Genomic DNA, 25,166 nt, shown 5'->3' on the forward strand with positions numbered 1-25,166 from the left:
CCTTATTGGGAACGGGTGAGGGTCAGGCCGGCCTTTTCCGCGGCCTTGATGGCACAGCTTTCGTCTTGTTCACCGCCGCCGGAGCCGGCCACGCCCATGGCGCCGACCAGCTCAGTGCCGGCGAACAACGGGATGCCGCCGCCAAGCAACAGCAGCTCATCGAGGGTGTTGAGGTTGGCGGTGTCCGGGTTGCTGCGGGCGCGTTCGGCGAACAGCCGGGTCGGGGTTTTCGTCGACAGCGCGGTGTACGCTTTGCGCTGGCTGGCGGCGGTGTTGTGCGGGCCGATGCCATCGCCGCGCAGGGTCACCAGCAGGTTGCCGCCACGGTCGAGCACCGAGACTGTGCCGCTGCAGTTGCTCAGCGCCGAGTCGGCCAGCAGGCGCGCGGTTTTCAGATCGAGGTCGGCGTGCCGCGGCAGGTCAGGGCTGGCGAAAGCGCTGGTGCTCAAGCCGATGGCGAGGCTCGCAACGAGGTATTTGAAGGTCATGAACAGGCTCCGAAAGCGAAGGACATCACCTTAGCCGCCGGTCCTCGTCAGAACCTCGTCAGTCGGATTACAAGTTTGTAATGGGCAATCGGGCCGAAGACGCCTAGCCTGTGTGCCTGATCAATCGAGGTGTGCCATGCGTTTGCTGGTCGTAGAAGATGAAGCCAAAACCGCGAATTTCCTTGCCAAAGGCCTGGGCGAATCGGGATTCGCCGTGGACGTGGCCCTCAATGGCCTCGACGGGCGCTATTTCATCGAGCAGCAGGAATACGACCTGATCATCCTCGACGTGATGCTGCCGGGCCTCAATGGCTGGCAGTTGCTGCAACTGATCCGCCAGCGCGGCGCCACGCCGGTGTTGTTCCTGACCGCCAAGGATGCCATCGAAGACCGCGTGCGCGGCCTCGAACTGGGCGCCGATGATTACTTGCTCAAGCCCTTCGCGTTCGCCGAATTGCTCGCGCGGGTGCGCACGCTGCTACGCCGCGGGCCGCTGCGCGAGGCCGAGTCCTACAGCATCGCCGACCTCGAGATTGATGTGCTGCGGCGTCGGGTCAGTCGCGGCGGCCAGCGCATTGCCCTGACCAACAAGGAATTTGCCCTGTTGCAACTGCTCGCCAGTCGTCAGGGCGAAGTGTTGTCGCGCACCCTGATCGCCTCGCAGGTGTGGAACCTGAATTTCGACAGCGACACCAACATGGTCGAGGTCGCGGTGCGCCGCTTGCGGGCCAAGGTCGATGACCCGTACATGCCGAAACTGATCCACACCGTGCGCGGCGTCGGCTATCAGCTGGAAGCGCCCGACGATGCGCGCTAGGTCGATCGCCTGGCGTCTGGCGCTGGCGTTCGCTGTGGTCTGCGCGTTGGTATTGAGCGCGATTGGCGTGTTCCTCTACCGCTCACTCGCCTCGGAGATCGCCTATCGGGATGATCTGGCGTTGCTCGGCCGCCTGGAACAGGTGCGCGCCCTGCTCGCCGACAGCGACAGCCTCGACGCCTTGCAGGCGCGTCCACGGTTGTACCAGAACATGCTCGGTAACCTCGACAGCCTGTTGCTGGTGCGGCGCGCTGACGGTTCGAGCGTGATTGCGATCAACCCGCGCCCGCGCGAGCTGCCGACATTGAACGCCATCGCGCGCGAGCAAACGCCGCAGCGTCGCGATGTGCTGACCTGGCAAGCGCCGGACGGCGCCGAGCTGGCGTTGTTGTCCGGTGAGGCCCGTGGGCCGAACGGCGAACCGCTGATTGTGATCGCCGGCAAGGTGCTCACTGAGCGTGAGCAGATGCTCGCCAGTTATCGCTTGCGCCTGTATCTGGCCGTCGGGCTTGGCGCGCTGCTGGCGTTCGCGCTGGGACTGGTATTGCTGCGCCGTGGCCTGCAACCGTTGCGCCAGTTAAGCGCGGCGGTGCGTGGCATTGATCTGCGCAGTCTTGATCAGCGACTGCCCGCCACCGGCACCCCCGCCGAATTGCTCGAGCCGGTGCAGGCGCTCAATGGCATGCTCGCCCGTCTGGACGATAGTGTGCAGCGGCTGTCGCAGTTTTCTGCCGATCTGGCCCACGAGATCCGCACCCCGTTGCACACCTTGCTCGCGAGCAATGGCCAGGCACTGAACCACCCGCGCAGTACGGCGGAATATCAGGAGTTGCTGGCCTCGAACATGGAAGAGTTCGAACGCCTCAAGCGCATGGCCGAGAACCTGATGTTCCTCGCCCGCGCCGAACAGGCGGAGCGTGCGCTCGACTTGCGCACGCTGGAGTTGCACGAGGTCGGTAGTGAACTGTGCGATTACTTCGAAGCCCTGGCGGACGACCGCGATATTCGTCTGGAAAACGCGTTGCACGGCGAACTGTTGGCCGACCAGCAACTGCTGCAACGTGCCTTGGGTAACCTGCTGGCCAATGCGGTGCGCCACGCCGATGAAGGCACGCAGATCAGCCTGCGCCGTCGCGATGAGCCGGGGGTGTGCTGGTTGCAGGTACACAACCATGGCCCGGCCATCGCGCCAGAACATCTGGGCAAACTGTTTGACCGCTTCTATCGCGTCGATCCTGCACGGGCGCAGCCCGGGGATTCGGGTGGGCTGGGGCTGGCGATCGTGCAGTCGATCATGCAGTTGCATGGCGGGCAGGTGCGGGTCAGCAGTGATGCGGAGGGCACGGTATTTGGGCTGGGTTTTGTGGTGAATTGAAGGACGCCTTCGCGAGCAGGCTCGCTCCCACATTTTGAATGCGTTCCCCCGGTAGGAGTGAGCCTGCTCGTGATGGCGTCAGATCAGACAACCTGAATCTGGATCAGCGCAACCCGTCGCGAAACTGCCCCGGCGTCATCCCCGTCCAGCGCTTGAACGCGCGGCTGAAGCTGCTGGTATCGGCAAATCCCAACAGATAACTCACCTCACTCAACGAACACTGCGGATCGCGCAGGTGCAGCAGCGCCAGATTCTCACGGCTCTCGTTGAGCAACGTGTCAAAGCGACAACCTTCGTCCGCCAGGTGCCGTTGCAGGCTGCGCAGGCTCAGGTGCAGCGCTTGGGCGATGCGTTCGGCGCTGGGTTCGCCTTCCGGCAGTTGTTCTTCGATGGCGTCGCGCACCTTGCGCTCCCAGGTCAGCGGTTTGAGCTGGGCGAGGGTGCGCTTGAGCACGGCTTCGTTGTGTTCGGCCAGTTCCGGGTTGGCGTCGTCGAGGTGGCTGTCGAAGTCGGCGAGGGCGAACTCCAGACGATCCTCGGCGGCGCAAAAATGCACCGGCGCGCGGAACACCTTGTGCCATGGATGCGGGTCTTGCGGTTCCGGGCGGCGCAGGTACACCGCCAGCGGCGCATAGTCGCGACCGAGGCGATTGCGGCAGGTGCGCACGTAGATCGCGGCAAACGCGTCGATGGCTTCGAAGGCCGGTGCCGGATTGCCTGACGGAATGTTCAGACGGAACAAATAGCGGTCATCGCTGCGGCTCAACTCCAGTTCCAGCGCATCGCTGACCACTGGGTGGTAGCGCACGATGCGCTCGAACACCTCGCGCAGGCTGCCGCTGGCCACCAGCGCGTAACCGAGCGCATGGAACGTGGTCGGGCTGACGAACCGCGATACCCGCAGGCCGATGGCCGGATCGCCGCTGAACTGCACCGCCAGTTGCCACAGACGCGTGGTGCCGGACAACGGATAACGCGCGTTCGGGTCGTCCATCAGCTGCGGATCGAGGCCCGCCTGTTGGCACAGGCCGATACTGTCCAGCCCCAGCGCATCGAGTTGCTTGCGCAAGGCACGGGTCCAACTGGCGAGGGAGGTCGGTTCCTTCATGCTGATTGGCGCTTCCGGTCAACAGGTTGGCGTTCTCGGCTAGCGTGTTCTGCAATTGCCCAGGGCAGGATGCGAACATCGATAACCAGAGGATGGAAGCATGGACCGTACTTCTGCAAGTCCCCAGCGACACAATGCCGCCCGGCGATCAGCGCATATTCGCGAAGTGGTACTGGCCAAAGGCGTCGAATTGCGTGAGCGCTACCCGATTCTCCAGCATCAGGATGCCCTCGGTGCCGGGATTCTGGCCTTCGCCCTGGCCGGGATGATCGGCTCGGCAGCGCTGTACATAAGCGGCCATATGGCGTGGTGGGTGTGCCTGCTGCTCAACGCGTTTTTCGCCTCGTTGACCCATGAGCTGGAACACGACCTGATCCACAGCATGTATTTCCGCAAGCAGCGCGTGCCGCACAACCTGATGATGGGCCTGGTCTGGCTGGCGCGGCCGAGCACCATCAACCCGTGGATCCGTCGGCATCTGCACCTCAACCATCACAAGGCGTCCGGCACCGAAACCGACATGGAAGAACGGGCGATCACCAACGGTGAACCGTGGGGTTTTGCGCGGTTGCTGATGGTCGGCGACAACGTGATGTCGGCGTTCATCCGCATGCTGCGGGCCAAGACCTGGGCGCACAAAATCAGCATCATCAAACGCAGCCTGAAGGTCTACGCGCCGCTGGCGCTGGTGCATTGGGGCGCGTGGTACGTGTTTCTCGGCTTTCACGCGGCCAATGGCATCGCCTATCTGCTGGGTTCGCCGATCGAATGGTCAGCAACGACGTTATCGGTGATGCAGGTAATCGATATCGCCGCCGTGGTGATCATCGGCCCGAACGTGTTGCGCACGTTTTGCCTGCACTTCATCAGTTCGAACATGCATTACTACGGCGATGTCGAGCCAGGCAATGTGCTGCAGCAGTGCCAGGTGCTGAACCCGTGGTGGTTGTGGCCGTTGCAGGCGTTCTGCTTCAACTTCGGCAGCAGCCACGGGATTCACCATTTTGTGGTGAAGGAACCGTTTTACATTCGCCAGATGACCGTGCCGGTGGCGCACAAGGTGATGCGTGAGATGGGCGTGCGCTTCAATGATTTCGGCACGTTCGGGCGGGCGAACCGGTTTGTTCGCAAGAATGAATTGGCGCAGGAAGAGGTGCGTACTGCCCGGGCTTGATGGGCGAGTGTGAAGGCCTCTTCGCGAGCAGGCTCGCTCCCACATTGGATCGTATTCGCAAATCCAGATTGTGGGAGCGAGCCTGCTCGCGAAAGCGATCTATCAGGCAACCTCAATCCGGCTGAAACGGCGAAGCACTCAAGATCACCCCGGTCTCCTCCACATACTGCTGCCAATGCCCGATCAGCGCGCTGAGCTTGTCCGGCTGACTTTCCGCCAGATCATGAATCTCCCCCGGATCACTCGCCAGATCATAAAGCTGCCAGGTCGCCGGCCCGACCGGTCCGGGGATCCACACCGCTTTCCACGACCCCTGGCGAATCGCCCGGCGGCCAAACAATTCCCAACCGGTGACGGTGTGCTCATCGTGCACCTGCGCCGTCTCGCCGGACAAGAAGCCCAGCCACGATTTACCCCGCAGCGGCGCCACCGGTTTGCCGTGCCATTGCTTGCCCGGATGGCGCACGCCGGCCAGATCGAGAATGGTCGGGGTGATGTCCATCACGGTGCCGAAGCCATGACTGATCTGCCCTTTGATCGGCAGTTGTGGATAGTGCAGCAGCGCCGGCACGCGAATCCCGCCCTCAGTGGTGAAGGCCTTGAACAGCCGTGACGGTGCGGTCGCTACCTGCGCCCAGTTCGGCCCGTACCAGACGTAGGAATTGGCCCGGCCGATATTGTCGAGGCTGTTGTCGTAGTGCTGGTTCAGATAAGTCATCAACTCCGGACCGAACTTGGGGAAAGCTTCCAGCAGCGCCCCTTCGGCACCGTTGTCGGACATGAACAGAATGAACGTATTGTCGAGTTGCCCCTGCTTGCGCAGGTAATCGACCACCCGGCCGATGTTCCAGTCCATGCGCTCGACCATCGCCGCGTAGACCTCCATCGCCCGCGCGGAAATCTGTTTTTGCTCGTCGCTCAGCGCGTCCCATTGCGCGCTCAGCTGGATCAGCGGGTGCGGTTCGACGTCCGGTTCGATCAGGCCCAGCGCCTTGAGTTTTTCCAGGCGTTGCAGACGCAGCACCTCGGGGCCGGCATCGTAGCGGCCACGGTATTTTTCGACGATGTCAGCCGGCGCCTGCAACGGCCAGTGTGGTGCGGAGAAGGGCAGGTAGGCGAAGAACGGCCGGCTCTGATCGCGCTCCTTGAGGTACTGCAGCAGCTTGTCGCCGAAGGCATCGGACGAGTAAAAATCCTTGGGCAATTCGTCGAGGAATGTGTCGTCTTCGATGTACAGCGCCGGGGTCGACTTCAGCAGACCCGGGGTGTGCTCATCGTAAGTCGGCTCGAAACCGTAATGGTTGGCCGCCCCCGGCAGCAGCGAAAACGAACGCTCGAAACCGCGGGCCTGTGGTGCCAGTTCAGCGGTCAGACCGAGGTGCCATTTGCCGCTCATCAAGGTTTGATAACCGGCCTCGCGCAGCAGCTCGGGCAGGGCAACCACGCGGTCGTTGAGATAGCCTTCGTAACCCGGTTTGCCGATCAATTCCGGGGTCAGCGCTTCGGCCATGGTGCCGATGCCGGCGATGTGGTGGTCGGTGCCGGTCAGCAGCATCGAACGGGTTGGCGAGCAGGTCGGCGCGGTGTGGAAATCGGTCAGGCGCAGGCCGTTGCTGGCCAGGGCATCGAGGTTCGGCGTGGCGATTTCGCCACCGAACGCGCCGAGGTCGGAGAAGCCGAGATCGTCGGCCAGAATCACCAGAAAGTTGGGGCGTTGCGGCATCGAAAAATTCCTCTCAGCAGGCAATGAACGACAGCGGCAGATCGCGGATCTGCACCGGTGCGCTCGGTTGGTAATGGTCGTCACTGGTCAGTTCGTGCAGCAGCTCTTCGCGCAACTGATGGAAGTCGAAACTGCTGCGCTGGCGCGGGTGCGGCAGGGTGATGTCGACCACCTGTTTGATCCGCCCCGGACGCGGCTCCATCACCACCACACGGTCGGCGAGAAAGATTGCTTCCTCGACGTCGTGGGTGACGAGGATCGTGGTGATTTTTGCCCGGTCGCGGATCGCCAGCAGCTCGTCCTGCATCTGCTGGCGGGTCAGTGCGTCGAGCGCACCGAAGGGTTCGTCGAGCAGCAGAATCCGCGGGCTGGCGACCAGTCCGCGAGCAATCGCCACGCGCTGGGCCATGCCGCCGGACAACTGATGCGGATAGGCGCGGGTGAAGTCGCGCAGGCCGACCAGATCGATGAAATCGTTGATGCGCTGCTGCTTTTCGGCGGCGCTCAGTGGCTCGTTGACCAGGCCCAGGCCGATGTTGTCGGCCACCGTCAGCCACGGGAACAAACGGTGCTCTTGAAACACGATGCCGCGCTCGCCACCGATGCCGCTGACGGCTTTGCCATCCACGGTAATCTGTCCGCGAAATTGCGTGTCGAGGCCGACCAGCAAGCGCAGCAAGGTCGATTTGCCGCAACCGCTGGAGCCGACGATGGCGACGAATTCGCCCTCGGCAATGTCCAGGTTGAATTCGCGAATCGCCTCCAGTTCTAAACCGTCGACGTCGAAGGATTTGCCTACGTGGGTGAAGCTGACAATCGGTGCGTTCATGCGTGTCTCCAGCGAGTGGCGCGAATTTCCAGGCGTTGGCCGATGAGGTTGAGCAGGGCGCCGGTGAGGCCGACCAGCAGCATCCCGGCCATGATCAGGTCCATGCGCAACAGCTGTTGCGCGCCGATCATCTGGCTGCCGATGCCGCCGTTGGACGGCATGAAATACTCGGCGCCGATGGTGCCGAGCCAGGCGTAGATCAGGCTCAGGCGCAGCCCGGCGAAAATCCCCGGCGCCGCACCCGGCAACACCAGACGGCGCAGGCGCTGGCCGAGGCTCAGGCGTAGCACCTGCGCGGCTTCGTTGAGGTGTGGCGAGAGGTTGGCGACGCTGCGTTGGGTGGCGATGAACAGGGGGAAAAACGCGGCGAGGGCGACGAATACCCACTTCGCCAACTCACCCAGGCCGAACCAGGCGGTGAGTAGCGGCACCCAGGCGAAAATCGCGATCTGCCGCAGGGCGGCGAGGGTCGGGCCGAACAGCCGTTCGCTGGTGCGCGACAGGCCCAGCAGCAGGCCGAGGGCGAAACCAAGTCCGCCGCCCAGCAACAAACCGCCCACGGTGCGGCCGAGGCTCAAGGCCATACCGCTGATCAGCGTGCCGTCGAGCAGACCGTTCTTGGTCGTTTCCAGCACCGCGAGCGGGCTGACCAGAATGTTCGCGTCGACCCACTGTTGATCGCTCGCCACTTGCCACACGCCGAGCAGGCCCAGCGGCAACAGCCACGGTTGCAGGCGTTGCCAGCCTTCGTAGCGCGGGCCTCGGCGGATTTCTGCGGTGGCCGGATGCGGCCAGTGCACCAGTTTCCGGTCGAGCCAACCGATGCCGCGATCCATTGCTATACCGAGCACACCGATAACCACGATGCACACAAACACGATGTCGAGCATGAACAGCTGCCGCGCCCAGACCATCAGGTAACCGATGCCTTCGCTGGAGGCCAGCAACTCCACTGCCAGCAACGAGGTCCAACCGGCGGCCAGGGCCAGACGCACGCCGGCCATGAACGCCGGCAGCGCGGCCGGCAGCACCAGGCGGCGGATCAGCAGGTACGGCGGCAGGCGCAATACGGCGGCGGCTTCGCGCAGTTTCGGTTGCGCATCACGCACACCGACCAGCGTGTGCAGGGTCACCGGAACCACGATGGCCTTGATCAGCACCACCAGTTTCAGCACTTCGCCGATGCCGAAAAACACCATGAACAGCGGAATCCACGCCAGCGTTGGCACCTGCGCCAGACCGGCGAATGTTGGAAAGACCAAGCGTTCCAGGCGCCGGCTGAAACCCAGCGCGGCACCCAGCACTGCGCCAGCGAAGATCCCTGCCAGCAACCCCCAGAGCAGGCGTTGCAGGCTGATCCACAGGTGACTCCACAATTCGCCCTGAGACAGCTCGACCGCGCTGTTCCAGACCAGCGACGGCGCCGGCAGAATCTGCTCGCTCATCCATTGATTGCGTGCGGCCAGCCACCACAGCGCGAACAGGCTGATTGGCAGCAGCCACGGCAACAGGCGTTGGTGCAGGCTGGGCCAGGTACGCAGGCTTTTCAGTGGCAGCGCCGTCAGCGGCAGACTGAGCAGGGATTGACGGGCCATGGGTGACCTCCGTTGTCGGGTTGGCTCAAGATCAAGATCAAAAGATCGCAGCCTTCGGCAGCTCCCACGGGGGAATGCGTCCTTGAATTGACCCCTGTAGGAGCTGCCGAAGGCTGCGATCTCTTGCGGCATTAACTAAGAGCTAATGGTTATAAGTAATCTTTAATAAATTGTTTTTAGAGATAAGCAGCGCCATTTAAGGCTTCCAGCCCGATGCGCATCCAATGCATTCGAAGAATATTTTCGATGCTGTTAATGCATACGCCGCTGCAGCCCGCGTCGTTGCCTGCTTAGCGTTAAAAGCTATAAAAATGTGCATTTATAGTATTTAAGCGAAGGTCATGCTTCAGCCTACTTTCGGCTCCTCAACGCCCGTCGTGATCAAGGAGTCGCACCCATGAACCTTCCCTTCAAACGTGTCTTCAGTCTGTTGACCATCCCGGCGCTGGCGGGGCTGCTGGCCTTGACTGCGCACGCCGACGAACTCAAGGAAATCAGGATCGCCGTGCCCGACCTGAGCGCTGGCACCCAGCACAGCGGGGGTGGAGTGGTGGATGTGTTGCGCGATCAGCAGATCTTCGAAAAAGCCTTCGCCGATCAGGGCATCAAGATTCAATGGAGCTTCTTCAAGGGCGCCGGGCCGGTGATCAACGAGGCGTTCGCCAATGGTCAGGTCGATCTGGCGTATCTGGGCGATCTGGCGGCGATCATCGGCAAGTCCAATGGCCTCGACACGCGTCTGCTCAGCGCCAGTGCGCGCGGGGTGAAGCAGTATCTCGGCGTGGTGCCGGGTTCGGGGATCAAGACCTTGCAGGACCTCAAGGGCAAGCGCGTGGCGATCTTCCGCGGCACCGCCACCCAGCTGTCGTTTGACGCGGCGCTGGCCAGCCAGGGCTTGAGCGAGAAGGACTTGAAGGTGATCAACCTCGATTTCAGCGGGGCCACCGCCGCGCTGGCCGCCAAGCAGATTGATGCGTCGTGGGGCAGCTCCGGTCTGGCCGCCTTGCAGACCAAGGGGCTGGCGGAATTGCCGCTCAACACCAAGGATCTGGGCGGCGCTGGCAGCGTGCAATCGGTGCTGGTAGGCGCCGGCAAGTTTGTCGACGGGCATCCGGAAGCTGTGGCGAAATTGCTCAAGGCGCAGCAACAGGCCGTGGAGTGGTTAACCCAGGACAGCAACAAGGACGCCTACGTGCAGCTGGTGTCGGGACTGGCGAGTTATCCACCGGTGATCCTGTCGCAGGACCTTCAGGATCAGAAACTCAGTGAAGTGTTCCCGTCGACGCTGGACCCGGTGTTCCTCGGCAAGTTGCAGGACTCGGTGGATCTGGCGGCGCAGCAGAAGCTGATTCGCAAGCCGTTCAAGGTCAGCGATTGGGTGGCACCGGAGCTGGCAGCGGCCAAGCTCTGAATCTGTAGCGCTGGGTCCGACGCCATCGCGAGCAGGCTCACTCCTACATTTGGAATCCGTTCCCTTGTAGGAGTGAGCCTGCTCGCGATAGCGCTCTAAACGGCAACGCTGATCTCTTGCTTATCCACCGCCACCAGCGTCTCGATCATCGCCCTTGCTGCCGGAGACAAGCGAAACCCGGTGCGACTGACAATCCCGCAGCGCGCATTCATGCTCTCCAGATTCTGTGGCAGGTTGCGCCAGTGCAGCAGTGCCAGCGAACCCTGGGCAATGTCCTCGTAAAACGCCTCTTCCGTTCCGATGCCGATGGCATTGGATTGCAGCACCACTTTCACCAGCGCCGGGAAATGCTCGGTCTCGATGGTCGGCGAAAAATCGATGCGGCCACTGAGGTTCGCCAGCAGTTTGCGAATGCCCGGCGGGATCAATGTGGTCGCCAGCGGGTAATCGAACATGTCGTTGGTCGACAGGCTTTCCTTGGCCAGCAACGGGTGCCCCGGGCGGCAGAAAAACACCCCGCGCTTGGGTGTCAGCGGCTGGGTCTGGAAGTTCGGGTCCGATTCGAAATGACGGATGTCGGCAATAAAAAATTCGATCTCTTCGCGACTCAGCGCGCGGCTGAGTTTTTCCCAGTTATCCACCTGAAAACAGGTGCGTACTTTCGGGTGCGCGTTGATGAATTGCGCCACCGCATCCGGCACCAGTTTCACTGCCGGTGCCGGGCCGCAACCGAAGTGCAATTCACCGGCGTCGAGCTTGGTCATCTGCGTCACCTCGGCGCTGAGCAGCGCCGCGCCCTGCACCAGGGTCAGGGCGTGTTGCAGCACCACCTGGCCTTCGGGCGTCGGGCGCAGATCCTTGTTGCCGCGATCCACCAGCACACAGCCGAACTCCTGCTCCAGCCCTTGAATGCTGCGGCTGAATGCCGGTTGGGTGATGCCCATGGCGTCCGCCGCACGAACAAAACTGCGGTGTTCATTGAGGGCGATGAAGTAACGCAACTGGCGAAGATCCATATGCTTTTCCGGCATCCTAAAAATAGCTCGAAGGCATTTGCGACGAGGGTTGCTTGAGGTTTTAAATGCAAGCTCTTATTCCGTCAACGAAGCATATGAATATCTATTAGATGTAAATGGAATATAGATAGAGCGATGTTTCGCTGCCGTCCAACCGTAAGCAGTCGATGAGGGTCTACCCATGAGCAATGCCGCACTCGCTGTAAAACCCGCTGTCCACGCGCTGGAAATTCATCCGGTGGCCGGCCGAATCGGCGCCGAGATCCGTGGCGTGCACCTGTCCGGTGAGCTGGATGCCGCCACGGTCGAAGCCATCCAGCAGGCGCTGATCCAGTACAAGGTTGTGTTCTTCCGCGAGCAGACCCAGCTCGACGATCAGCGCCAGGAAGCCTTTGCCCATCTGCTCGGCGAACCGGTGGCGCATCCGACCGTGCCGGTGCGTGAGGGCACGCGTTATCTGCTGGAGCTGGACGGTGCCGAGGGGCAGCGCGCCAACTCCTGGCACACCGACGTGACCTTCGTCGACGCCTACCCGAAAGCCTCGATCCTGCGCTCGGTGGTGGCCCCGGCCTTCGGTGGCGACACGCTGTGGGCCAACACTGCGACGGCGTACAACGAACTGCCGACGGAGCTGCGTGAGCTGGCGGACAAACTGGTCGCCGTGCACAGCAACGAATACGACTACGCCGGGGCCAAGCCGGACGTCTCGGCGGAGAAGCTCGAGCGCTATCGCAAGATCTTCACTTCGACCGTCTACGAGACCGAGCACCCGGTGGTGCGCGTACACCCGATCAGTGGCGAGAAGAGCTTGTTGCTGGGGCATTTCGTCAAGCGCATCAAAGGTTATTCGCAGGCTGATTCGGCGCACCTGTTCGGCTTGTTGCAGAGCCATGTGATTCGTCAGGAAAACACCGTGCGCTGGCGCTGGAAGGCGGGTGACGTGGCGATCTGGGATAACCGTTCGACGCAGCATTATGCGATTGATGATTACGGCACCCAGGACCGTATCGTGCGCCGGGTGACGCTCAAGGGTGAAGTGCCGGTTGGGGTTTCGGGGCAGCGTAGTCAGACGATCAAGGGTGCTGAGATCGTCGGCGTCTGACCCGGCCTCTTCGCGAGCAGGCTCGCTCCCACAGGGGAATGCATTCCAAATGTGGGAGCGAGCCTGCTCGCGAAGCTTTTTCTTCACCAGACGCCGATCTGAACGACTTTCTCGCTCTCCGGCTCGCCATACCGAAAGCGCTGCCCGCGCAAATCGATCTCCTGATGGCTGATGGTCGTCCGCCGCTTCAACCCGCGCACCCATTCAAACAGATACCCCGCATGCTCCTCGCGCACCGCCGCGTACGCTGGATCCTCACCCAGATCGCGCAGCTCCTGCGGATCATTCAGCAGGTCAAACAACTGCGGCCGGAAGCCGTCATACGCCAGGTATTTCCAGCGCTCGCTGCGCACCATGGTCATGCGGCAACGGTCGATCGGCTGGCCGAGGCGCTCGCGTGCGGGGGCCTGGAAGGCGTAGTCGTATTCGCTGATTGCGTAGCCGCGCCAGTCGGGGTTTTCACCGTGCAACAGCGGGATCAGCGAGCGTCCTTCCAGCCGATGCTCGGCCCCCGGCAAACCCAATGCCTGCAGAAACGTCGGCAACGCGTCGATGGTTTCCGCCAGGCGCTGATCCACCGTGCCTCGCGTGATGTCTGCCGCCGCGCGCGGGTCGCGCACGATCAGCGGCACGCCCACCGCTTGCTCCAGCAAGAATTCCTTCTCGCCCAGCCAATGGTCGCCCAGAAAGTCGCCGTGATCGCTGGTGAACACGATCAGCGTGTCATCCCAACGTCCGTTGCTCTGCAGAAAATCGAACAGCCGCCCGAGTTGATCATCCACCTGTTTGATCAGGCCCATGTAGGTAGGGATTACATTCAATCGTACTGAGTCGCGAGAGAAGTTGAGGCTTTCCTCGTGCTGACGAAACGCTGTGTATACGGGGTGTTTGCTGGCTTTGGAGGGCGTCGCGCGGATCGGTTCTAGAATCGATTTCGTACTGTACAAGCTGTGGTATGGCGCCGGTACGATGTAGGGCCAGTGCGGTTTGATGTAGGACAGGTGCAAACACCAGGATTTGTCACCTTGCTCACCGATGAAGTCGATGGCTCGATCTGTAGTGTAGACAGTCTCTGAGAATTGCTCGGGAATTCGCGCTGGCAAATGCGCATGACGCATCTGCCAGCCGCTGAGGATTTCGCCGTTCTCGCCTTCGGCGGCATTGGCCCAGTCGTGCCAGGGGTTGCGGCCGTCGAAGCCCTGCTCGCGCAGGTAATGGGTGTAGGGCGCGGATTCGCGCTTGTCGTCGAACAGCGGGTCGTCGGGGAAGATCCCGTCGTGGCGAAAGTACGGTTCGAAACCGACCTCGTTGAGCACCTCGGCCTGCGCGCTGTCCGGGTTGATCGCCAGACGCTGCAAGGCATCGACGTTGGCCGTGGCGTGGGTCTTGCCGACCAGCGCAGTGCGAATGCCGTGGGGGCGCAGGTAATCGCCGATCGTCAGTTCTTCCAGCGGCAACGGCACGGCGTTCCATGCGACCTGATGGCTGCTGACGTAACGCCCGGTGTAGGCCGACATTCGCGACGGCCCGCAGATCGTGCCTTGGGTGTAAGCGCGGCTGAAGCGCACGCCGGCGGCGGCCAGACGATCGATGTTCGGCGTGTGCAGATGCGGGTGGCCGTAGCAGGACAGGTAATCGCGACGCAGTTGATCGCACATGATGTACAGCACGTTGCGCACGGGGTTTTGCGGGTTGGACATGGGGTTCACCGGTCAGGGAGACAGGCGAGGGTTGTCGCTTCCGGTGGGGGTGTTCGGCAAGTGCATTTGGGGAATGGGTTTTATGCAGTGGATGCATCGGTGCCTGCGCCGACCTCTTCGCGAGCAGGCTCGCTCCCACAGGGTTCGTGGCGATCAAATTCTGCATTCACCACAATCCATTGTGGGAGCGAGCCTGCTCGCGAAAGCGTCATGTCAGACAGCAAAATTCTCCAGTGAACAGACTTCATCATCCACCGCATCAACCGCCTTGATCTGCTCAATCATCGCCTCCGCCAGCGGCGACAACCGATACCCCGCCCGACTGACAATCCCGTAGCGGGTGTACAGCTCCTCCAGATCATCCGCCAGACCCTCGATCCGCAGACACACCAGCTCACCTTTGGCCTGATGCAGCGCATCGGAATACGCCCCGACAATCCCGATCGCCTCCGAACGCAGCACCACGCTGAGCAGGCTGGAGCTGTTTTCGCATTCGACATTGGGCGTGAAATCCGGGCGGCCGCTGAGGTCGACGATGACCTTGCGCAAGTTCGGCGGACGAATGCTCACCGCCAGTGGATAGCTCATCAATTGCTCGGCCGTGACCCGTTCAAGAGCGGCCAGCGGATGCCCGGCACGGCAACAGAAATGCCACTTGCGCGGGCGTAACCGATAGGTGAGGTAATCCGGATCGGCCTCGAAGTGCCGGGTGTCGGCGACGAAGAATTCGAACTCCTCGCTGAGCAGGCGTTTGCTCAGGCTCTGCCAGTCATCGACCTGAAACTGCACCCGCGCTTTCGGGTAGCGCCCGATGAACGCGCCGATCGCACGCGGAATCAATCCGGCTGCCGGCGCCGGGCCACAACCGAAGCGCAACTCGCCCGCTTCCAGGCCATTGAACTGGCTGATCTCGTTGGCCATCTGCTGCGCGCCGCTGACCAGTCGCCGCGCATGTTCGAGCAGCACCTGACCCTGTTTGGTCGGCGGCAGGTCCTTGCGCCCGCGATCGACCAATTGGCAGCCAACGCTGTGCTCCAGCGCCTGAATGCTGCGGCTGAAGGCCGATTGCGACAGGTTCACCGCCTGCGCGCCGGCGACGAAGCTGCGTTGTTCGGCAAGGGCGATGAAGTGACGTAACTGGCGCAAGTCGATATGCATTTTTCACATAAAAAATATCCGGGAAATGCATTGGATATGCATTAGGTCGACTCCTTATAAAGGCAATCTCTTATGCAGTAAATATTTGTAAATCCATAAATAAATAACTTAAAAGAATATGCAGCGCGGAAGATGTCTGTGTGTTTTTTGACCAGGAGCCGCGCCATGAGTCCGTTGAACCTTGCGTCACCCTTAACGCCACGACGGCTCAAACGCCTGCCTCTGGCCCTGTTGCTGGCGGGGAGTGCCAGCTGGACCCACAGCTACGCCGCCGAGGCTGAAACCCCGCCGCCGACCCCGGCCGGCAAGCCGGCGGCTAACAGTTCGCAACTGGAAACCGTGACCGTCACCACCCGCCGCCGCGAAGAAAGCTCGCAAGACGTGCCGACACCGATGAGCGTGGTCAGCGGCCAGACCCTGGAGACGCAGCGGGTCTACCGCATTCAGGATTTGCAGCAACTGGTGCCCAGCGTCAACGTCGCCTACATGCATGCGCGCCAGTCCAGCGTGTCGATTCGCGGCCTGGGCAACAACCCGGCCAGCGACGGTCTGGAAGGCAGCGTCGGTCTGTACATCGACAACGTGTACCTGGGCCGTCCGGGGATGGCGGTGTTCGACCTGATGGACATCGAACAGCTCGAAGTCCTGCGCGGGCCGCAGGGCACGCTGTTCGGCAAGAACACCACCGCCGGGGTGATCAATATCAGCACCCGCGCGCCGACGTTCACACCCGAGCGCAGCATCGAAACCTCGGTCGGCGAGGACGGTTATTTCCAGACCAAGGGCACCATTTCCGGGCCGCTCAACGATGAGCTGGCCGGACGCTTTTCGGCCTATCGCACCCGCAGCGACGGCGACATCAAAAACGAATACAACGGGCACGATCTGAATGGCGGCTCCCGCGATGGCTTCCGCGCGCAGTTGCTGTTCAAGCCCAACGAAGATTTCAATCTGCGCTGGATCGGCGACTACAACGAAGAGGATTCCAGTGCCGGTACCCGTGTGCTGTACAGCACGGGGCCGACCATCAACGGCGTCAACCTGTACCAATCGCGGGCCAATGCCGCTGGCGCAACGCTGGTCAACGGTTCGCACCGCAAGGTCAATCTGGACAACGACCAGCACGTCACCGTGCATCAGGGCGGCACGTCGGTGGAGGCCAACTGGACGTTGCCGAGCGATTTCACCCTGACCTCGATCAGCTCCTACCGCTTCTGGAATTTCACCCCGGCCAACGACGACGGCCTCAACGTGGCGGCGACCTACAACGCCGGCGTTTCGGTCGAGGACAAACAGTATTCGCAGGAATTTCGCCTCGCCTCGCCCAAGGGCGAATTCTTCGATTACGTGGTGGGTGCGTATTACTTCGGCTCGGACCTGGACAACAAATCCTTCGCCTATTACGGCCCGCAGGCCGACATCTGGAATGGCACCCCGCGTGGCGCCCTGGCGAATGTCGGCAGTGTCGGCAACGGCCACATCAAGACCGACAGCTTCGCGCTGTTCGCCCAAGGCACCTGGCACCTCACCGAACGGCTGGACTTCACCGCCGGGGTGCGCGGCACCTATGAAGAGAAAAACGCCTGGGTCACCCGCGATGCGCCCGTCGGTGGTGCAACGGTAACCGGCGCCGCCGCCACCGCGCGCCGCGGACGGGCCGGTGCCTACGATTCCGGTGATCTCAATCAGTACAGCTCCAGCCCTTCCGGGTTGCTCAACTTAAGCTATCGCATCACCGATGACCTGCTCGGTTACGCCACGCTGTCCCACGGCGAAAAATCCGGTGGGGTGAACCTCGCGGTGGGGTCGGCGCCCACCGCCGGCGCCGACTCGCTGCTGATCGGCACCGAACGCGCCAACAACGCCGAGCTCGGCTTCAAGAGCACCCTGTGGGACCGCCGTCTGCAACTCAACGCCAACCTGTTCTGGACCCAGGTCAACGCCTACCAGACCAACGCCTACGACGACGTCAACCGCGTGCAATACCTGACCAACGCCGGCTCCGTGCGCTCACGCGGCGTCGAGTTTGAAAGCACGGTGATCCCGCTGCGCGGCCTGACCCTGAACTTCAACGGCTCGTACAACGACGTCAGCTACCTCTCGTACAAAGATGCGCCGTGCCCGCCGGAAGTCAGCCAGGCACCGGGCGCACCGGCCTCTTGCGACCTCAGCGGCCACCAGGTGGTCGGCGCGTCGAAATGGATCGGCAACGCCAACGGCGAATACAAATGGAATCTGGCCAACGGCTTTGAACCCTACGTCACCGCCAGCTACGCGTTCCGCTCGAAAGCGGTGGGTACGGTCGAGGATTCCGACTACGGGCAGATCCCGAGCTACGCCGTGGTCAACTTCTCCACCGGTCTGCGCGGCGACTTCAACCAAGGGCAGTGGGACGTCTCGCTATGGCTGAAAAACGCCTTCGACAAAACCTATTACACGACGCTGTGGACCGGCGGCAACGGCGGCTATGAAGGCCTGCTCGGTACGCCGCGCACCCTCGGCGTTACCGGTCGCTACGACTTCTGATCTGTCATTCAAGGAGCTGCATCATGTTGCCAGGCAAAACCGCTTTAGCGCTGTTGTTATCCGGTGCAGTGTCAAGCACCGGGGCGCTCGCCGCGCCCAGCGTGTACCCGACCGGCGTCACCCATTACGACCCGAACAAGGCATTCAATCAGTACGTGATCTTCAGTGGTGCCGACAAGCAAACGCACCTGATCGACATGAATGGCAACGAAGTGAAGACCTGGCCGCAAGCGGGTTTTCCTTCGGCGATCATCGATCCGCAACTGGTCGGCGGTGAGCGCGGGCATGTGCTGCTGCAACTGAGTGACAAGGATCCGGGCAAGCTCGGTTCGGCCGGCAACGGTCTGGGCAACCAGAACGTCGGCGAACTGGACTGGAACGGCAAAGTCCTCTGGCAGTGGGGCGACAAGGCGCCCGGAGGCGCGGCGCAGCAGCATCATGATCAACGTCGCCTGAGCAACGGCAACACTGTGGTGCTGGCGAACAAGGTGCACCCGGTCAAAGGCTTCAAAGTGCCCGAGGTGATCGACGATGCCATCTATGAAGTCAGCCCTGACGGCACGGTGAAGTGGCAGTGGCTGGCCTCGGAACACCTGAACGAATTTGGCTTCACCCCAGAGCAATTGAAGCTGGTGCGCGCCAGCGACAATCCGGATTACCTGCACATCAACAACCTCAGTGTGGTCGGGCCGAACAAGTGGTTCGATGCCGGTGACAAGCGCTTCAATCCGGACAACCTGCTGCTCGATTCGCGCAATGCCAACTTCATCGCGATCATCGATAAACACAGCGGCAAAGTGGTCTGGCGCCTCGGCCCGAACCTGCCGCTGATCGACCCAAAAACCGCGCAAAAACTGCCGCGACCGGTAGACCAGTTTGTCGGCCAGCATGACGCGCACATCATCCCGGCTGGACTGCCGGGTGCCGGCAACCTGTTGGTGTTCGACAACCAGGGTTCGGCGGGGTATCCGAACGTCACCCTCGGGCTGATTTCCGGCTCGCGGGTGCTGGAAATCGATCCGCTGAAAAATGAAATTGTCTGGCAGTACAGCGCGGCCAATTCGAAGCAGCCGGGTTGGGCGTTCTACAGCTCGTTCATCAGCAGCGCGCGACGGTTGCCCAACGGCAATACGCTGATCGACGAAGGCATGAACGGGCGGTTTTTCCAGGTCACGGCCAGCGGTGAAAACGTCTGGGAATACGTCAGCCCGTATCTGGGCAAGGCGCCGGGCAGCGACGCGATCAGCAACTGGGTCTATCGGGCGTTGCCTGTGAGTTATGACTGGGTGCCGGCCGGCACGCCACGTTCCGAGACCGCCGTGATTGCCCCGACCACTGGCGTGCAACAGACCAGCGCCAGTCGTTAGCAGACATGGAATCAATGCTCGAGATTTGAATGAGGGCTTATTGCAATCTCGTCGTTAATTGCAAGGCAATATCTGCGCGTCAAACCGCATAAAATATCAGTCGAGCAGGTAAACAAGCCGGTGCATGAAAGTGCATCGGCTTTTTTATTGTTGACGGTAACGCAGGCAAATATCGGCTTCGTGGCAGTGGCCCGGTAATCCCGATCAGGCCAAATCAATGCGTTGCGTGAATACTTTTAATGCCTGAAAAGCATGTGTTTTTCAGCCCCTCGCTACAGCCCTTGTGAAGCGCGGCTTTGGCGGAATTGATCAATTGTTATATTCCATAAAAGCCTATGCATAACGTTAAAGATTACTTTCAGAGATAAGCGTCAAACCCAATGATTAGCCCATCGATCTGCCGTGGGGGATTCAACAAACGGCGGATCGGCAGTTTTTGTAGAGAACGCAAAAAGACCGCAGGGAGTGAATCAATGGGCAATGTCCAGACCGCCGCCAGCGCACAGGAATTGCTGTGGCGTCAGACGCCGAGTGGCGAATTGGTCGATCTTGGCCGGCCACATCGTGTGCCGTTGGGGCAGCTGCGGTTGCAGCGCGCGCCCAAGGGCATTCTGAGCCGACGCGAAGCGATCCTGCTCGGCGTGCTGGCGCTGGTGGTGCACGGTGCGGTGATCTACTGGATCAATCAGCATCCGACACCGGCGCTGCCGATCGTGCCGCCGGAAATTCCGCCGATGACCATCGAGTTTTCGCGCCCGGCGCCGCCAGCACCGCCCGTGGTCGAACCGCCGCCACCGGCACCGGTGGTCGAGCCTCCGCCACCGGTTGAAGACGAGTTGGCCGTGAAGCCGCCACCGCCCAAACCGATTCCCAAGCCCAAGCCGAAACCGGTGGCCAAACCGGTTCCGAAGCCAGCACCGAAGGCCGTTGAGCAACCCCCTGCGCCGCCGCAACCGGCAGCCCCGGTCGCTGCGCCAGCGCCACCTGCACCACCGGCTCCGGCGCCCGTGACACCGGCCTCGGCCAATGCCGCGTATTTGAAGAACCCGGCGCCGGAATACCCGTCGCTGGCCCAGCGTCGCGGTTGGGAAGGCACGGTGATGTTAAGGGTGCACGTGTTGGCCAACGGCAAACCGGGGGAGATCCAGATTCAGAAAAGCAGTGGCCGGCAGCAGCTCGACGATGCGGCACTCAGTGCCGTCAAGCAGTGGAGCTTCGTTCCGGCCAAGCAGGGTGATGTCGCCCAGGACGGCTGGGTCAGCGTGCCCATCGATTTCAAGATTCATTAAACCGAAACCTATTTCGCGCTAAACGTTTACACGAGGGAACACATCATGACGTTACTGGCATCTCCACTGGAATCCATCGAAAGCGCGGTGATCTGGCTGCTGGTGGTTTTTTCCGTCGCCACCTGGGGGCTGGCCCTGCTCAAGGCTGTGCAGTTCGGTCGTCTGAAGGCGCAGGATCGCAAGTTTCATAAACGCTTCTGGGCGGCGTCGAGTCTGGATTCTGCCGCCGAGTTGAGCGAGACCCAGCCCGGCGCGGCCGCCCGGGTGGCGCAGGCCGGTTACGCGGCGATTCAGGTGGGCGAGGCGCCGCAGGCCAATGACTTGAGCCAGGCGATCAACCATCAGGATCGACTGGAGCGTGCCTTGCGTCAGCAGATCGTCCGTGAACGCCGTTCGCTGGAAACCGGTCTGGCAGTGGTCGCGAGTATCGGCAGTACCTCGCCGTTCATTGGCCTGTTCGGCACGGTGTGGGGAATCATGGAAGCGTTGAAAGGCATCAGCGCAGCCGGTTCGGCGAGCCTGGAAACCGTGGCCGGTCCGATCGGCGCGGCACTGGTCGCCACCGGTGTGGGGATCGCGGTCGCAGTGCCGGCGGTGCTGGTTTACAACTACTTTTTGCGGCGTCTGAAACTGACGGCGGCAGATCTGGATGACTTCGCCCATGACTTCTACAGCCTGGCGCAGAAGAGCTCGTTCCGCGTGCTGATCCACCCGACTGCGAACAAGGTCGCGGCCCAGGGCAACGCAACGAAAGTGAAGGAGGCGTCCTGATATGGCCTTCTCCACGCAAGACAGCGACGAGGTGCTGAGCGAGATCAACGTGACGCCGCTGGTGGACGTGATGCTGGTGCTGCTGGTGGTGTTCATCGTCACCGCGCCGCTGCTGACCAACGCGATCCCGATCAACCTGCCGAAGACCGAAGCGGTGGCGCCGGTCGAGCAGAAAGACCCGCTGGTGGTGAGCATCGACGGCGCCGGCAAACTGTTTATCAACAAGGATGAGATTCAACCTGACTTGCTGGAATTCAACCTCAAGTCGGCCAAAGCCAAGGACCCGGAAGTGCGCGTGCAACTGCAGGCCGACGATGGGGTGAATTACGGCGAAGTGGCGCGAGCCATGGCCTCGATCGAGCGGGCGGGGATTACCAAGTTGTCGGTGATCACCGCGCGGTAACAGGATTTTCGTTTTTCCGGGGCCGTCTCCTTGGCAGGGTGCGGCCCTTTTTTTATTGCGTAAAAACCACCCTCACCACCAAACCCCTGTGGGAGCGAGCCTGCTCGCGAATGCGTTCTGTCAGTGGTTGACACATTGACTGATACGGCGCTTTCGCGAGCAGGCTCGCTCCCACAGGTTGTGTATTGCATATGCATTATAGGTCTTAATAAATAGCTTCTTATTCCTTAACGAATATAAATCCCGTCCCTATAATCGATCAGGAACAGACACGACGCAGGAGAGCTCCCCCATGCGCAACGAATCAATCCGCTATCTGATTGTGCCGGGCTGGCAAGGATCGCCAGAAGATCATTGGCAAACCCACTGGCAAAACAGCTTGCCCAACAGCGCCCGGGTGGAGCAGGCCGATTGGCTGACGCCGCGTCGTGAAGACTGGGTTGCAGCGCTGGCCGAAGCGATTGCTGCCGACAGCACGCCAGTGATCCTGATCGCTCACAGCCTCGGCTGCGTCACCGTCGCCCATTGGGCCGCCACCGCGCCGCTGCAATACCTGCGTCAGGTACAGGGTGCGTTACTGGTCGCGCCAGCGGATGTCGAGCGTCCTGCCTGCGCGCCGGCGCTGCGCAATTTCGCACCGATCCCGACCGATCTCTTACCGTTTCCGAGCCAGGTGGTGGCCTCCGACAACGATGCCGCCGTCAGCGCGCCGCGCGCGCTTGAGCTGGCGCGTAACTGGGGCGCCGAGGCGGGGATTCTCGCTGGAGCCGGGCACATCAACGTCAAGTCCGGGCATCAGCGCTGGGAGCAGGGTTTCGCCTACCTCTATCGCCTGCAAAATCGCCTGGAACACCACGCCCGGCGTCGCGCTTGAGTGGTCTTTTTTCTTTTTGATCGCCCCCGTCTCCCGGCGGTTCTGGGCGGGAGTCTGCCATGAGTTTTGAAACGTTCGGTCAGCCGTTGCTGACCTTTCCCGATGCGGAAAAAAGCCCGCTGAGCATCCGCGCCAAGGCGCTGGTCTTCGTCGATCCGCGTTCGCGCCAATTGCGCGAAGAGCTGGAGCACCTGGCACCGCGTGCCATCTCGGTGTTGATCCGTGGCGAGACCGGTACCGGTAAAGAGTTGCTCGCCCGCCACATTCATCGTGCCAGTGATCGCAGCGGTCTGTTCGTCTCGGTCAATTGCGGCGCGATCAGCCCGACCTACGCCGATGCCGAACTGTTCGGCTATGCCGCCGGCAGTTACGCAGGCTCGGCCAGCAGTCGCGCCGGCTGGTTCGGTTCGGCCAACGGCGGCACCTTGTACCTGGATGAGATTGGCGACTTGCCGCTGCCGATCCAGGTCAAATTGCTCGCCGCTCTGGAAAACCACGAAGTCACGCGTGTCGGGGCTCATCAGCCGAGCCCGGTGGACGTGCGTTTGGTCGCGGCGACCAGCATCGATCTGGCGCAAGCGGTGGACGCGGGGAAATTCCACGAACGGCTCTATCACTACCTCAGCGAAGGGCAGCTGGAATTGCCGGCGCTGCGCGAGCGGATCGGCGACATCCTGTCACTGGCCGAGTATTTCCTTGGCATTTACAGCCAGCGCCTCGACCTGCCGGTGCCGTTGATCAGCGAAGCGGCGCAACACCTGTTGGAGCGGCACAGCTGGCCGGGCAACACCCGCGAGTTGGAAAACGTCATTCACTTTGCGCTGTTGGTCAGCACCGGCGATGAAATCCTCCCGGAACACCTGAACCTGCCCGAAGTGTCTGGCCCGCACCTGCAGATCGAACGGCTGGTGGCGCAGATCAACATCGGCGGCAGCGTTGACGAGCGTAAGGCTTTGAAAGATTTGCTGATTGGTTTGAGTCAGCGGCTGTGACCGTTTTGTTCTGCATGAACAAAATGGAATATCAAAGTGAATAAACGTTATTGTCCGGGAATAAAAAATCCCGGTATTGTCCGCTTCACGCCAGAGATAGCACTTCACTGGCACTCGTATTAATAGCCGTCGCCATTCGCGACCGTGATTCTCGATAAGGACACTGCATGAAAAAGGTTCTGTTGTTTACCGCATTGGCGGCTGCTCTGACTGCTTCGCTGGCCCAGGCCGGTGAGAAACTGGTCGTGGCAGCGACCCCGGTGCCGCACGCTGAAATTCTTGAGCTGATCAAACCGACCCTGGCCAAAGAAGGCGTGGATCTGGAAATCAAAGTCTTCACCGACTACGTGCAGCCAAACGTGCAAGTGGGCGAGAAGCGCCTGGACGCCAACTACTTCCAGACCAAGCCTTACCTGGACAGCTTCAACGCTGGCAAATACAAGGACGACAAGTCCAAGTACCTGGTGACTGTGCAAGGCGTGCACGTTGAACCGTTCGGTGGCTACTCGAGCAAGTACAAGACCCTGGCTGAACTGCCGGACGGCGCTACCATCGCCATCCCGAACGAAGGCAGCAACAGCGGCCGTGCCCTGATCCTGCTGCAGAAGGCGGGTCTGATCGAGCTGAAAGATCCGAAAAACGCCCTGGCGACCCCGAAAGACATCGCCAAGAACCCGCACAACTTCAAGTTCAAGGAGCTGGAATCGGCCCTGCTGCCGCGCGTGCTGAAGGAAGTGGATCTGGACATGATCAACACCAACTACGCGCTGGAAGCCAAGCTGAACCCGACCAAGGATGCGCTGGTGATCGAAGGTGCCGATTCGCCTTACGTGAACTTCCTGGTCGCCCGTGAGGACAACAAGAACAGCGACGCCATCAAGAAACTGGCCGCTGCCCTGACCAGCCCGGAAGTCAAAGCGTTCATCGAGAAGAAGTACAACGGCGCGGTACTGCCGGCGTTCTGATCCGACGCGGTAACGCACCCCCCTTCAAGGTGTGAAAACGCCGATGGCTAGCGATAGTCATCGGCGTTTTTGTGTGCTCGATTTGTGGGATTGCCACAAGATCTAAAGCCAGAGGCAAAAGATCGCAGCCTGCGGCAGCTCCTACAGGGGAACGCGATCTTCTGTAGGAGCTGCCGCAGGCTGCGATCTTTTGATCTTCTCAGGCCACTTGAGTCTTCAACGCCCGGCGCAACGCCACGAGCAATTTCACGATGTCCTGCGGATCCAGTCGCTGAGGCACTTTTACGTCCATGTGGTCTTTCCTTGTAATGGTTTGGCCGGGGGAGTCTGGCCAAAAGCTGTTCGTCCTTGGAGGGCCTTCATGCAAAAAAGACCCTTCCTACAGCGCAAGGGAAAATAGCCTTCTTATTCCTTCCCGGCAAACCCACAAGATAGTTTTTTGGGTGATATCAATATGCTTTAACGGTATTTAAATTCTTGTTT

The 25,166-nt window shown here is 61.3% G+C and carries 21 protein-coding genes; 13 read left to right on the forward strand and 8 right to left on the reverse strand.

Annotated elements, in window-relative coordinates; all coding sequences use genetic code 11:
- Positions 1 to 2 precede the first annotated feature (2 nt).
- Entirely contained in the window at positions 3 to 488 is a 486-nt protein-coding gene (locus tag HBN98_RS16350; protein WP_083367358.1) for a GlcG/HbpS family heme-binding protein, read from the reverse strand.
- A 136-nt stretch (positions 489 to 624) separates the two neighbouring features.
- Here HBN98_RS16350 and HBN98_RS16355 point away from each other — a divergent pair, with 136 nt between their 5' ends.
- Together HBN98_RS16355 and HBN98_RS16360 are read left to right on the forward strand one after the other, a co-directional pair.
- Complete coding sequence (locus HBN98_RS16355) at positions 625 to 1,305, forward strand: heavy metal response regulator transcription factor (protein ID WP_064585434.1); 681 nt, start codon at positions 625 to 627, stop codon at positions 1,303 to 1,305.
- A complete protein-coding gene (locus HBN98_RS16360; protein ID WP_083367357.1) occupies positions 1,295 to 2,680 on the forward strand; it encodes a heavy metal sensor histidine kinase in 1,386 nt (461 codons plus the stop codon). The genes HBN98_RS16355 and HBN98_RS16360 overlap by 11 nt, the downstream gene beginning before the upstream one ends.
- Positions 2,681 to 2,783: 103 nt before the next feature.
- On the opposite strand, the gene HBN98_RS16365 is transcribed toward HBN98_RS16360, so the two are convergent.
- Positions 2,784 to 3,788, reverse strand: coding sequence for an AraC family transcriptional regulator (locus tag HBN98_RS16365; protein WP_064585436.1), 1,005 nt, complete (start codon positions 3,786 to 3,788; stop codon positions 2,784 to 2,786).
- 100 nt (positions 3,789 to 3,888) lie between these two features.
- On the opposite strand from HBN98_RS16365, the gene HBN98_RS16370 reads away from it, so the two are divergent.
- A complete protein-coding gene (locus tag HBN98_RS16370) occupies positions 3,889 to 4,962 on the forward strand; it encodes a fatty acid desaturase (protein WP_083367356.1) in 1,074 nt (357 codons plus the stop codon).
- A 112-nt stretch (positions 4,963 to 5,074) separates the two neighbouring features.
- Here the strand turns inward: HBN98_RS16370 and HBN98_RS16375 are convergent, their stop codons facing one another.
- From HBN98_RS16375 to HBN98_RS16385, 3 genes are read right to left on the reverse strand one after another with little or no spacing between them, the layout of a single operon-like run.
- Complete coding sequence (locus HBN98_RS16375) at positions 5,075 to 6,685, reverse strand: arylsulfatase (protein WP_083367355.1); 1,611 nt, start codon at positions 6,683 to 6,685, stop codon at positions 5,075 to 5,077.
- 13 nt (positions 6,686 to 6,698) lie between these two features.
- Positions 6,699 to 7,514 carry an ABC transporter ATP-binding protein gene (locus HBN98_RS16380; protein WP_083367354.1) on the reverse strand — a complete coding sequence of 272 codons (816 nt, stop codon included), beginning with the start codon at positions 7,512 to 7,514 and terminating at the stop codon, positions 6,699 to 6,701.
- Positions 7,511 to 9,109: an ABC transporter permease gene (locus HBN98_RS16385; RefSeq protein ID WP_083367353.1), complete on the reverse strand. Its 1,599-nt coding sequence runs from the start codon at positions 9,107 to 9,109 to the stop codon at positions 7,511 to 7,513. Before HBN98_RS16385 ends, HBN98_RS16380 begins: the two co-directional genes overlap by 4 nt.
- Positions 9,110 to 9,506: 397 nt before the next feature.
- On the opposite strand from HBN98_RS16385, the gene HBN98_RS16390 reads away from it, so the two are divergent.
- Positions 9,507 to 10,520, forward strand: a complete 1,014-nt coding sequence (locus tag HBN98_RS16390) for an ABC transporter substrate-binding protein (RefSeq protein ID WP_064585441.1) — start codon at positions 9,507 to 9,509, stop codon at positions 10,518 to 10,520.
- Between the two features lie 95 nt (positions 10,521 to 10,615).
- On the opposite strand, the gene HBN98_RS16395 is transcribed toward HBN98_RS16390, so the two are convergent.
- Complete coding sequence (locus HBN98_RS16395) at positions 10,616 to 11,536, reverse strand: LysR family transcriptional regulator (protein WP_083367352.1); 921 nt, start codon at positions 11,534 to 11,536, stop codon at positions 10,616 to 10,618.
- Positions 11,537 to 11,717: 181 nt separating this feature from the next.
- Between HBN98_RS16395 and HBN98_RS16400 the strand changes: the two genes are divergently transcribed.
- Positions 11,718 to 12,638: a TauD/TfdA dioxygenase family protein gene (locus HBN98_RS16400; protein ID WP_064585443.1), complete on the forward strand. Its 921-nt coding sequence runs from the start codon at positions 11,718 to 11,720 to the stop codon at positions 12,636 to 12,638.
- 83 nt (positions 12,639 to 12,721) lie between these two features.
- Here HBN98_RS16400 and HBN98_RS16405 read toward each other — a convergent pair whose 3' ends face one another.
- Together HBN98_RS16405 and HBN98_RS16410 are read right to left on the reverse strand one after the other, a co-directional pair.
- The gene (locus HBN98_RS16405) at positions 12,722 to 14,338 is read right to left on the reverse strand and encodes an alkaline phosphatase family protein (protein ID WP_083367351.1); all 1,617 of its coding nucleotides are present in this window, start codon (positions 14,336 to 14,338) and stop codon (positions 12,722 to 12,724) included.
- Positions 14,339 to 14,551: 213 nt separating this feature from the next.
- A complete protein-coding gene (locus HBN98_RS16410; protein WP_064585445.1) occupies positions 14,552 to 15,496 on the reverse strand; it encodes a LysR family transcriptional regulator in 945 nt (314 codons plus the stop codon).
- Between the two features lie 165 nt (positions 15,497 to 15,661).
- Between HBN98_RS16410 and HBN98_RS16415 the strand changes: the two genes are divergently transcribed.
- The 8 genes from HBN98_RS16415 to HBN98_RS16450 all read left to right on the forward strand — a co-directional run bounded on the left by HBN98_RS16415 (position 15,662) and on the right by HBN98_RS16450 (position 24,683).
- Positions 15,662 to 18,022 (forward strand): TonB-dependent receptor, encoded by a 2,361-nt coding sequence (locus HBN98_RS16415; protein WP_083367350.1) that lies wholly within the window; start codon positions 15,662 to 15,664, stop codon positions 18,020 to 18,022.
- A gap of 23 nt (positions 18,023 to 18,045) precedes the next feature.
- On the forward strand, positions 18,046 to 19,389 hold the full coding sequence (locus tag HBN98_RS16420) for an aryl-sulfate sulfotransferase (RefSeq protein ID WP_083367349.1): 1,344 nt from the start codon (positions 18,046 to 18,048) through the stop codon (positions 19,387 to 19,389).
- 473 nt (positions 19,390 to 19,862) lie between these two features.
- Positions 19,863 to 20,678 carry an energy transducer TonB gene (locus tag HBN98_RS16425; protein WP_064585448.1) on the forward strand — a complete coding sequence of 272 codons (816 nt, stop codon included), beginning with the start codon at positions 19,863 to 19,865 and terminating at the stop codon, positions 20,676 to 20,678.
- A gap of 45 nt (positions 20,679 to 20,723) precedes the next feature.
- Positions 20,724 to 21,449, forward strand: coding sequence for a MotA/TolQ/ExbB proton channel family protein (locus tag HBN98_RS16430; protein WP_064585449.1), 726 nt, complete (start codon positions 20,724 to 20,726; stop codon positions 21,447 to 21,449).
- 1 nt (position 21,450) lies between these two features.
- Entirely contained in the window at positions 21,451 to 21,852 is a 402-nt protein-coding gene (locus HBN98_RS16435) for an ExbD/TolR family protein (protein ID WP_003220570.1), read from the forward strand.
- A gap of 292 nt (positions 21,853 to 22,144) precedes the next feature.
- Positions 22,145 to 22,726 carry an alpha/beta hydrolase gene (locus HBN98_RS16440; protein ID WP_064585450.1) on the forward strand — a complete coding sequence of 194 codons (582 nt, stop codon included), beginning with the start codon at positions 22,145 to 22,147 and terminating at the stop codon, positions 22,724 to 22,726.
- 59 nt (positions 22,727 to 22,785) lie between these two features.
- Positions 22,786 to 23,718, forward strand: coding sequence for a sigma 54-interacting transcriptional regulator (locus HBN98_RS16445; protein WP_064585451.1), 933 nt, complete (start codon positions 22,786 to 22,788; stop codon positions 23,716 to 23,718).
- Between the two features lie 167 nt (positions 23,719 to 23,885).
- A complete protein-coding gene (locus HBN98_RS16450) occupies positions 23,886 to 24,683 on the forward strand; it encodes a MetQ/NlpA family ABC transporter substrate-binding protein (RefSeq protein ID WP_064585452.1) in 798 nt (265 codons plus the stop codon).
- Positions 24,684 to 25,166 lie beyond the last annotated feature (483 nt).

The sequence above is a fragment of the Pseudomonas koreensis genome, from assembly GCF_012986595.1.
Classification (GTDB): Bacteria; Pseudomonadota; Gammaproteobacteria; order Pseudomonadales; family Pseudomonadaceae; genus Aquipseudomonas; species Aquipseudomonas koreensis.

Coding starts and splice junctions, on each gene's coding strand:
- HBN98_RS16420 (WP_083367349.1), top strand. CDS start 18,046: ATGTTGCCAGGCAAAACCGCTTTAGCGCTGTTGTTATCCGGTGCAGTG.
- HBN98_RS16355 (WP_064585434.1), top strand. CDS start 625: ATGCGTTTGCTGGTCGTAGAAGATGAAGCCAAAACCGCGAATTTCCTT.
- HBN98_RS16350 (WP_083367358.1), bottom strand. CDS start 488: ATGACCTTCAAATACCTCGTTGCGAGCCTCGCCATCGGCTTGAGCACC.
- HBN98_RS16390 (WP_064585441.1), top strand. CDS start 9,507: ATGAACCTTCCCTTCAAACGTGTCTTCAGTCTGTTGACCATCCCGGCG.
- HBN98_RS16395 (WP_083367352.1), bottom strand. CDS start 11,536: ATGGATCTTCGCCAGTTGCGTTACTTCATCGCCCTCAATGAACACCGC.
- HBN98_RS16435 (WP_003220570.1), top strand. CDS start 21,451: ATGGCCTTCTCCACGCAAGACAGCGACGAGGTGCTGAGCGAGATCAAC.
- HBN98_RS16425 (WP_064585448.1), top strand. CDS start 19,863: ATGGGCAATGTCCAGACCGCCGCCAGCGCACAGGAATTGCTGTGGCGT.
- HBN98_RS16400 (WP_064585443.1), top strand. CDS start 11,718: ATGAGCAATGCCGCACTCGCTGTAAAACCCGCTGTCCACGCGCTGGAA.
- HBN98_RS16385 (WP_083367353.1), bottom strand. CDS start 9,109: ATGGCCCGTCAATCCCTGCTCAGTCTGCCGCTGACGGCGCTGCCACTG.
- HBN98_RS16410 (WP_064585445.1), bottom strand. CDS start 15,496: ATGCATATCGACTTGCGCCAGTTACGTCACTTCATCGCCCTTGCCGAA.
- HBN98_RS16380 (WP_083367354.1), bottom strand. CDS start 7,514: ATGAACGCACCGATTGTCAGCTTCACCCACGTAGGCAAATCCTTCGAC.
- HBN98_RS16450 (WP_064585452.1), top strand. CDS start 23,886: ATGAAAAAGGTTCTGTTGTTTACCGCATTGGCGGCTGCTCTGACTGCT.
- HBN98_RS16375 (WP_083367355.1), bottom strand. CDS start 6,685: ATGCCGCAACGCCCCAACTTTCTGGTGATTCTGGCCGACGATCTCGGC.
- HBN98_RS16360 (WP_083367357.1), top strand. CDS start 1,295: ATGCGCGCTAGGTCGATCGCCTGGCGTCTGGCGCTGGCGTTCGCTGTG.
- HBN98_RS16415 (WP_083367350.1), top strand. CDS start 15,662: ATGAGTCCGTTGAACCTTGCGTCACCCTTAACGCCACGACGGCTCAAA.
- HBN98_RS16430 (WP_064585449.1), top strand. CDS start 20,724: ATGACGTTACTGGCATCTCCACTGGAATCCATCGAAAGCGCGGTGATC.
- HBN98_RS16405 (WP_083367351.1), bottom strand. CDS start 14,338: ATGTCCAACCCGCAAAACCCCGTGCGCAACGTGCTGTACATCATGTGC.
- HBN98_RS16370 (WP_083367356.1), top strand. CDS start 3,889: ATGGACCGTACTTCTGCAAGTCCCCAGCGACACAATGCCGCCCGGCGA.
- HBN98_RS16365 (WP_064585436.1), bottom strand. CDS start 3,788: ATGAAGGAACCGACCTCCCTCGCCAGTTGGACCCGTGCCTTGCGCAAG.
- HBN98_RS16440 (WP_064585450.1), top strand. CDS start 22,145: ATGCGCAACGAATCAATCCGCTATCTGATTGTGCCGGGCTGGCAAGGA.
- HBN98_RS16445 (WP_064585451.1), top strand. CDS start 22,786: ATGAGTTTTGAAACGTTCGGTCAGCCGTTGCTGACCTTTCCCGATGCG.